Source organism: Aquimonas voraii (assembly GCF_900101825.1).
Taxonomy (GTDB): Bacteria; Pseudomonadota; Gammaproteobacteria; order Xanthomonadales; family Xanthomonadaceae; genus Aquimonas; species Aquimonas voraii.
Genome location: NZ_FNAG01000028.1, coordinates 1 through 7,882, shown reverse-complemented (window position 1 = coordinate 7,882; position 7,882 = coordinate 1). Strand labels below are relative to the sequence as shown.

The window sequence follows — 7,882 nt, the reverse complement described above, 5'->3', positions numbered from 1 at the left end:
CGGGCCGGGAATCACGACAGGGAAGTCATCGCGAAGCGATGGCGCGCCTGGAGGGATTCGAACCCCCGACCAATGGCTTCGGAAGACTTAAGAGTGCGTCGATGGCACGCTGCCAAGACTGGCTTATCGTGACATAAAGCGTTGTAAGAAAACAGATTTTGCCCAAGCTTCTGTTGGGCTCTGAGCTCGATCAGCGTCGACACAGATCGCTCAACCTCTTTTGTCAGTTTGGCACAGGTTTTTGAGTAGTGGACGCTGGTCGCGAGCACCTTGTTTAGCCTCGCAAACATGGCCATCCCGCGGCTTGGGGCCCCTCTGCCGAGCCCGACGATCGGCGCTGGATAGGCTCGGTGTCGGGCCTGAGCCGAGGCAGATTGCGGTGCGGGTTTCGAGGTTAGGTGAGTCTTGTTTGAAAGGTGAGGCGACGGCCATGGTCCAGTCGCGAAGGCCTCGCGGGTGGGGCGCGGATGATCGGGAATCGGCTCAACGGTGTCCCTCGGCAGTTCGATCCAGGGCGCTGTTGTCGTGCCGGTCGAGAAGGAGCGTCGAGCCCTACGGAAGTGGGCCTTGAGCATGGGCAAGGGTCCGGGGGGCCGGGGGTTCAGTCGACTGGGCTGGCCCAGTACCTGACTGCGCCCGATAGCGCACCGGTAGGTTGCGGGTGAGCTGCGGAGAATGCCCGCCTTATCGCCGCGCAGGATGCGGCGAATGGCTTGCGCCTGCGGTGGTGCCAGACCACAATCACCGCATGCAAAGCGGTGAATCTGTCTACATCTGGCAGCGCGGCGACTGGCCGAACTGGCGTTTCGATTTGGCGGCGCTGGCGCAGCCGATCGCTGAGGTCAGCCATGCCCAAGGCAGGTTGATGGGCCGTTTGGCCGATGTAGGGATGGCTCTCCGCGACGAGGCGAGCCTTGCAGTCCTGACCGAGGACGTGCTCAAGACCAGCGAGATCGAGGGCGAGCAGCTCAACGTCCAGTCTGTTCGTTCGAGCCTCGCGCGACGTCTCGGTGTCGACATCGGCGGATTGGCGCCGGTGGATCGGCACGTGGAGGGCGTGGTCGAGATGGTGCTCGATGCCACCACAAATTTTTCCGCGCCCGTGACCCGGGAGCGGCTGTTCGCTTGGCACGCCGCGCTGTTTCCAACCGGCTACTCGGGCCTTTCCCGGGTCAAGGTTGGTGGCTGGCGCGACGACGACAGCGGACCGATGCAGGTGGTCTCCGGTCCCATGGGGCGTGAGCGCGTCCACTTCGAGGCACCCCCTGCGGATCGGCTGGAGGCGGAAACGGATCGATTCCTCAGTTGGCTGAATGGCGCATCCAGCGAGCCCCCGCTGCTCAAGGCGGCTCTCGGGCATCTCTGGTTCGTGACCCTGCATCCGTTCGACGACGGCAACGGCCGGATTGCCCGGGCCATCGGCGACCTGCTGTTGGCGCGTGCCGAGGGCAGCCCGCAGCGCTTTTACAGCCTGTCGGCGCAGATCCAGCGCGACCGAAAGGGCTACTACGACATCCTGGAGCGGACCCAGAAGCGGACGATGGACGTCACCGAATGGCTCGGCTGGTTCCTCGGCACCCTGCAGCGCGCAGTGGATGAGGCGCAGCACACGCTGGACGGCGTGATGGGGCGGGCACGATTCTGGCAGCGTTGGGCTGCCGTGCCCCTGAACCCGCGCCAGGTAAAGCTGCTCAGCCGGCTGCTTGAGGGCTTTGAAGGCAAGCTCACCACTTCCAAGTGGGCGGCCATCGCCAAGTGCTCGCCGGACACGGCCTTGCGCGACATCAACGAGCTGCTTTCTCGCGGCGTCCTTCGGAAGTCCGATGCAGGCGGGCGTAGCACCAGCTACGAGCTGGCGGCTCTCCCGGATTAAGGAGCCGGATGCTGCCCAAGCTCACGCCCGAAAGACCGCGGTGCCAGTGTCGAGTGCTGGACGCCTCGGCTCGGGAGCGCTCCTCGGCGCTGAAGGCTTCGCCGTAACCCTGCCGCTCGCCTGGGCCCATGCGCGCGCGGTCGGTATGGGCCTGCGGCTTCGAAGGTGCCTCGACCTCCGCTTCCGGGCTCAGCAGGAACAGTGGGATCTCCTCGTAGCCCGGATCGCTTGCTGAAGACCATCTGGTGCCGCCGGCCCGATATGGAGGCGTCAAGACGACACAGACGCTTGCTGCGCGCATCCCGTTCGGTCTTGCGAACACTGCCGCCGTTCAGACTGGATCCCCGGCGCAGGCCCAGGATGCGCCGCTGCAAACGTCCAGGGATCGAGCTGGGACAGAGCCACACCGGCCGGAAGACTTTGAGGGTAGGCGAGTCTCGCCAGAAGGATGAGGCGAAACTGATGGGCCGGCCGCGAAGGTCTCGTTGGCGGAGCCCGGACAGTCGCGAATCGGCTTGGCGGCCAGTCGACAGGACGCAACAGTCCCCGGCTCTGCCAGTCGCAACCCGTCTTCGTGGTGGCGGACCATGCGAGGGTCAGATCCCTGTTAACACGCTTGACCGTCCCGAGCGGGCCCGCTGTCATATGCGTCGGCGGCGTTCGCCAGACAGCACAAGGGAAAGCAGCAGATGAACAAGAAGGACCTGATCGAGATCGTGGCCGACACGCACGAGATCTCCAAGGCGGAAGCCGAGCGCATCGTGGGCACGGTGTTTGCGACCATCGCTAAGGCCATCAAGAAGGATGGCGAGGTGTCGCTGTTTGGCTTCGGCAGCTTCAAGCTGAAGAAGCGCGCGGCGCGCACGGGGCGCAATCCGCAGACGGGCGCGACCGTCAAGATCAAGGCCTCGAAGACCGTTGGCTTCAAGCCGGCGACGGCGCTGAAGGCATCGCTGTAACGCAGCCGCTTGCCTGGGCCCATGCGCGCACGGTGCGCATGGGCCTATGGCTTCGAAGGTGCCTCGCCCTCCGCTTCCGGGCTCAGCAGGAACAGCGGGATCTCCTCGTAGCCCAGCTCGCTTGCCTGTAGGCCATCTGGTGCCTCGGCCATCCTGCGTTCCTTCAAGACCCGCTTCCTGAGCTTCAGAAGCTCAACCACCTTCGTGAGTGGGAGCGTCGATTCGGCCTCCAGGTAGAGGCGTTGGAAGACTTCGTCGGGAAAATCGAAGGGCCGTGAGATCAGCTTGGATCGCACGGTTTCGCCGCGGCGCAGTCCGCCGGGAATCACGGTGAGGTAGTGGGGTCGCATGGGGTCTGCTTCGGTCCGGCGGGTCCGCCGTAGGCCAAGCGTCTCGGGGTCCTCCCGAACCTACACCAGCGGGTACCTACACCCGAAAAAGTGACTTGGACGGAACGTGCCCGGGGCGCGGCGTGCGATGGCGCCGCACTCAGCGCGGCTGTGTTGGCGCTGGCGCCTCGCACTCGATGAACACCAGCGACCGTTCGGCATAGGACTTCGCCATGGCCGCGCGAGCGCGTAGCGCGGGCTCGCCGCCCCCGATGAGCAGCACCGGCAGCGTGGATTGAGCACATCGGTGCAGTCCCGCGATCAGGGCGCCAAGCTCCGCGAGCTCGAGGTGGTGCAGGCCATCGACCACCAGCACCAGCATGCTTCCTGCCGCACGTGCCGCCTGGCCCGCGCTTTCCAGCAAGGCCGCGAGGTCGAACTCCAGATCGCCGTTGTCCGCCAGACCCGCCTCGGTGGGGCCATCGAGGCGGACGAGGTCGGGAAACTTTGCCTGCAGGGCCATTGTGAAGCCCGCCAGTCCGCGCTCGGTCCGCTCTACCAGGGCCAGGGCTTTGTCGTGGCCTTTCAGCGAGTGGAGCGCGGCTGCAAGGGCAGGCGAGAGCAGAGCGGGCAGCGAGGCTCCGGTGCTTGCGTCTGAGCGCACCACCACGCCACCCAGTTCACCCGCCAGTGCGGTGATCCCCTGAAGGGTGTCGGACACCCATGCCGGCTGGCCGACCACGATGACGCTCTGAGGGCTTCGGCCGGCACGCGCCCGCTCGATCGCGATACGGGCCTGAGCCAGGAGGGCCTCGGCCACGGAAGGGAAGGGGGCAAACCCCCTTCCGTCCGTCTCGTGGCGCTGCTCAGCGTCGGTGGGGATCGGAGTCATCAGGGTGAGCGGTGCGGTCGGGAGCTTGGGCGTTTGAAAGGCGTTCCAAGTATGCCGTGCGAAGGGTCCACTCCTCGAAAGCCCAGCGCTCCTTCAGTTCGGCGTGGAGGCGCCGCAGGGGGCGCAGGCAGAGCAGCAGCGGAATGCAGCTCCGCCCAATCTGGTAACGCAGCCATGCCCACGCACCTCGAGGACCTTGCTCGCGCAAGGTCGAAGGCTGCTGGGCAAGGAGCGCGGCCAAGGCTTGTTGGGTACGGCACGGGATGCGATGGCGTAGACCCAGGCCAACCCCGAAGTGTCCGAGGAGTTCGTCCGCGCTCGGGCTCACGCGGGCATGTGGCGACAGCAGACCATGAGCGCAGGCGTCGCAGAGGTCGAGCTCGACGATGTTGCCATCGCCCCACTCGGAGCCGTACCCGGCGTGCAGGCGAATGTGGAGGACCTCGTCCAGCTCGACAGAGTCGAAGAGCTGCACATGGCAACGATCGCAGATGACCCCGAGCAGCTCGGGGTTGAGGGATTCGGTGTGAATGATGGACATCGCGTTCTCCTGACAATGAAATGCCTCTCCCGATAGCCGGGACGAGGAGCCAGGAGGTGGGAGGTGGGAGGTCCGCGATGCTGCAATCGTACCGATGCAGCGTGCGGTAATTGCGAGCGTTGCTGCGCGAGGGGAAGTCATTTGCCCGGTTCTTGCGTCACCAGCCTCGCGGTGTCCCGCGCCGCGTCTAGACCTTGCTGCTGTGCTCCCTGAAGGGGGGGGGCTTGCCTAGTCCGATACCTGGGTCATGACGACTTGCCTGATCCCGAGGCGTTTTGCTTCGCGGCCACTGAGGCAGATGTGTGGGAGCGAGGTCGGGGGCAGGAGGTCTTCGGTGTGCATTCGTGCCGGCCTGTTTGCGGCCTGGACCGTACCCCCGACAGAAGCCCCATCGCCCTGACTGCTGCAGGCGTGCAGCCCTGCGCCTTCGACTCTGCGGCGCGTCGTCGTCTCTGCTTTCTCAGTCGGTGAGACCAGCCTTCGCAACGATCACGCCTGCCCCTGTTGACGCATCGGCGGCTTGGCTGCGTGCGTGAAGGAGGCAATCCGTCCGGCGGGCATCGATCGACTGCCCGACAACGCACTTCCGCAGGTATGACCATGAAGACACCTCTCCTCCGTGGCACCGTCGCCCTAAGTCTCACAGCGCTTGTCGTAGGGTGCGCAACGACGCCCCCTTCCGCTCGCCTGATCCCGTCCTTGGGTCAGGAACTTGTCTACTACCGGGGTGACCCCTGCATCGAGACCGAGGCTGCGACCTCGAAGGGGCCTGTCTGGGTATCGGTCTGCGCTGTGGCGAAGGCGTCGAACCGAGCGTCCTTGGACCTCCGGTTCGTGAGCAACGCGGCTGCCAGCATCCACCTTGACGAGAGCACAGTGGCCGCCGAGGTGTCGGGAGCGCAGGTCGAGGTCTTGGCCTTCACCGCGCTCACGGCCGAGGAGAGGCGACGTCAAGCTTGGGCCGCCGTCGCCGCAGGCTTGGCGGCTGCGGGTAACAACATGGCGGCCTCGCAGGCCGGCTATTCGAGCTATTCGGGCACGTCCTACACCAATGCATCGGCCTACGGGTCAGGCGGATTCGCCAGCGCGAACGCAACGACCCGGTTCAGTGGGACGACCTACAACGCCGGGGCCGCCTTTGCAGCGCAGGCCCAAGCAAACGCGGAGAACGCGCGGCTCTTCAGCTCGATCGAAGCCCAGAACGCCCTTCGCAGCCAGCAGATTGGAGAAGCGCTGCGCCCCCACACGCTCGTCCCCGGTGCGAGCCATGGAACCTACGTGGAGATCGAGCACAAGCGTTCCCGGGATCCTCTGCCCGTCAGAGTCTCAGTGCGTCTCGATGACGCCGAGATCGTGTTTTCGCTGCAGATCGTGTCGGGATGAGTCGACGGATCTGCCCATCTTTGGCTGCCAAGCCGCTTCCCCCGCGTGAATGCTTGACCAAGGCCCCTAATGACCCATCTGACCGAGCGCTTCACGCAAGCTGTCGACTACGCCCGCCAAGCCCATTCGAGGCAGCGTTGGGCGGCTACACCCTTCAATCCCCGTCAGGCCAAGGTGCTCTCGCAGCCTTTCTGACGCGAACACTGGCGTGCTACGTGCGGCTGTACAACAACCACTTGCCGCAGAAAGCGCTGAACTACGAAAGTCCGATTCAAGCGCTAAAGCGTTGGCAATCCACCCACCAGGAACTCTTCGCCAGGAAAGTGCAGGATCGTCCGGGACCCGACACCTAGCTCGCCGCCGGCGATCGTCCGCACCGACCACGGCGGTTGCAGTGCTACACGCTCCGTTTTGGCCCACGCTAGCCGAGTCGCGCCGTGCGTGGCTTCTTCACCGCTGGAATTGGGCGCATGGTGGCGCAATAGTTGAAAGATCGGACAAGCGATCGCGATCTTGCGTCCTTACAGCGCTGCGCCAACCGGGGCGAAAGTTCACAGACTGCATCGGAGGTGGAAATGTTGCTAGCCGTCATCGCCGCACTTGCTGTGTACCTCGCGATCGGTGCCGCCAGTTGCTTCCTAGGTCCGGCTGCGCGATGGCTGCGGAGAGCATTACGGCAGTTCGTCCGTGATGAATCGCCGTCTGTGTACTGGCTGGAGGAGTCTGTGGACGAGGGTGGCAGTCAGACCTCAGATAAGAACTCTGCGCCTCTGCCATGGCGGAAGTGGTTTTTCACAGCCTTGCTCACTGCGATTATCCTGATCGCGTGGCCATTGCTGCTTGTCGCGACCTTCAGAAGCGAGAACGCACATTCTTCAGGCAAAGCGGACTGGGAGCCCCCAACCGAACCCTCTCGCCGAGCTGCCGCCTACATCGCGCGCGCTGCGGAAGAGCCGACGAAGCGGATGTCCATCGAAGAGTTCCGATCCATCGGAGATGGCCTCTCGGCCTCGGACGCGTACCACATTCGGGAGGCCATGGAGAAACAGGGGCATCAAGTCTTGCTTGCGACTATGGGTGACGGACAGCTGATCCCAGTAACGTTCGCAGTGGCGCGCAATCTAGGCCAGCTCATCACGCTGACCCCGGATGGAGAGGGCGGTTGGGAGTTCGAAACCTCACCAGAGAGTTGGGACAATCTCGGAGGATGCTCCGGGCGCGCGCACATTGAAGACGGCGTCGTAGTTTCAGTATTTATTACCAACATGAACTGATAATCGATGGATTCGCTGGTAGGCAAGGTTTCGGGTCCCTGACCTGCCCCTACCCAGCCGTACCGCCCCGTCCTCGCGGATCTTCACTCGCAGGGCGTCGCAGAACACCACCGGGTACATCGGTTCCAGCGGCCGGGCCTGCCACGCGCCCACCTCGGCCATCACCTCGTCGGTGACCGCGCTGATGAACTCCGGTGACACCTCGACGGCATACATTTCGGCCAGATGCCCTTGGATCTCGCGCACCGACATGCCGCGGGCGTACATCGAAATGGTCCGGTCATCAAAGGCAGGTTGACCTGCCCCCACCCAGCCGTACCACTCGAAGCTAGGTAGAGTCCGTCACCCTGAGAGGACGGACATGCGCAAGAGTCGATTCACCACCGAGCAGATCATCGGGTTCATCAAGCAGGCCGAAGCGGGGATGGCCGTGACCGAGTTGGGTCGCCAGCACGGCTTCAGCCCCGCCAGCTTCTACGCCTGGCGAGCCAAGTACGGCGGGATGGAGGCGGAGGACGCCAAGCGCCTCAAGGAACTTGAGTTGGAGAACAGCCGGCTGAAGCGCCTGCTCGCCGAAGCACACCTGGACATCGAGGCGCTGAAGGTCGGCTTCGGGGTAAAACGCTAGCCC

The 7,882-nt window shown here is 64.4% G+C and carries 7 protein-coding genes and 2 pseudogenes; 5 read left to right on the top strand and 4 right to left on the bottom strand.

The annotated features are described in order from the left end of the window. The first annotated feature begins 748 nt into the window (after nucleotides 1-748). Complete coding sequence (locus tag BLP83_RS17975; RefSeq protein ID WP_091246242.1) at nucleotides 749-1,873, top strand: Fic family protein; 1,125 nt, start codon at nucleotides 749-751, stop codon at nucleotides 1,871-1,873. Between the two features lie 689 nt (nucleotides 1,874-2,562). Next, nucleotides 2,563-2,832 (top strand): HU family DNA-binding protein, encoded by a 270-nt coding sequence (locus tag BLP83_RS17970; RefSeq protein ID WP_091246239.1) that lies wholly within the window; start codon nucleotides 2,563-2,565, stop codon nucleotides 2,830-2,832. 44 nt (nucleotides 2,833-2,876) lie between these two features. On the opposite strand, the gene BLP83_RS17965 is transcribed toward BLP83_RS17970, so the two are convergent. From BLP83_RS17965 to BLP83_RS17955, 3 genes are all read right to left on the bottom strand, one after another. Further along, the gene (locus BLP83_RS17965; protein WP_091246235.1) at nucleotides 2,877-3,182 is read right to left on the bottom strand and encodes a hypothetical protein; all 306 of its coding nucleotides are present in this window, start codon (nucleotides 3,180-3,182) and stop codon (nucleotides 2,877-2,879) included. Between the two features lie 139 nt (nucleotides 3,183-3,321). Further along, a complete protein-coding gene (locus BLP83_RS17960) occupies nucleotides 3,322-4,053 on the bottom strand; it encodes a P-loop NTPase family protein (protein ID WP_143006783.1) in 732 nt (243 codons plus the stop codon). Beyond that, nucleotides 4,028-4,594, bottom strand: coding sequence for a hypothetical protein (locus BLP83_RS17955; protein WP_091246230.1), 567 nt, complete (start codon nucleotides 4,592-4,594; stop codon nucleotides 4,028-4,030). Before BLP83_RS17955 ends, BLP83_RS17960 begins: the two co-directional genes overlap by 26 nt. An 834-nt stretch (nucleotides 4,595-5,428) precedes the next feature. On the opposite strand from BLP83_RS17955, the gene BLP83_RS17950 reads away from it, so the two are divergent. Both BLP83_RS17950 and BLP83_RS18505 read left to right on the top strand, forming a co-directional pair. Beyond that, nucleotides 5,429-5,977, top strand: a complete 549-nt coding sequence (locus tag BLP83_RS17950; protein WP_143006782.1) for a hypothetical protein — start codon at nucleotides 5,429-5,431, stop codon at nucleotides 5,975-5,977. A gap of 575 nt (nucleotides 5,978-6,552) precedes the next feature. Then, nucleotides 6,553-7,251, top strand: coding sequence for a hypothetical protein (locus BLP83_RS18505; protein ID WP_143006781.1), 699 nt, complete (start codon nucleotides 6,553-6,555; stop codon nucleotides 7,249-7,251). Between the two features lie 24 nt (nucleotides 7,252-7,275). Here the strand turns inward: BLP83_RS18505 and BLP83_RS17945 are convergent. Next, nucleotides 7,276-7,539, bottom strand: a pseudogene (locus BLP83_RS17945) (transposase); the annotation flags it as partial. A 73-nt stretch (nucleotides 7,540-7,612) separates the two neighbouring features. On the opposite strand from BLP83_RS17945, the pseudogene BLP83_RS17940 reads away from it, so the two are divergent. Then, nucleotides 7,613-7,858: pseudogene (locus BLP83_RS17940) on the top strand (transposase); the annotation flags it as partial. Nucleotides 7,859-7,882: the final 24 nt, after the last annotated feature.

Bases quoted from the DNA above. Each gene is read 5' to 3' on its own strand.
- BLP83_RS17975 (WP_091246242.1), top strand. From the start codon at position 749: ATGCAAAGCGGTGAATCTGTCTACATCTGGCAGCGCGGCGACTGGCCG.
- BLP83_RS17970 (WP_091246239.1), top strand. From the start codon at position 2,563: ATGAACAAGAAGGACCTGATCGAGATCGTGGCCGACACGCACGAGATC.
- BLP83_RS17965 (WP_091246235.1), bottom strand. From the start codon at position 3,182: ATGCGACCCCACTACCTCACCGTGATTCCCGGCGGACTGCGCCGCGGC.
- BLP83_RS17960 (WP_143006783.1), bottom strand. From the start codon at position 4,053: ATGACTCCGATCCCCACCGACGCTGAGCAGCGCCACGAGACGGACGGA.
- BLP83_RS17955 (WP_091246230.1), bottom strand. From the start codon at position 4,594: ATGTCCATCATTCACACCGAATCCCTCAACCCCGAGCTGCTCGGGGTC.
- BLP83_RS18505 (WP_143006781.1), top strand. From the start codon at position 6,553: ATGTTGCTAGCCGTCATCGCCGCACTTGCTGTGTACCTCGCGATCGGT.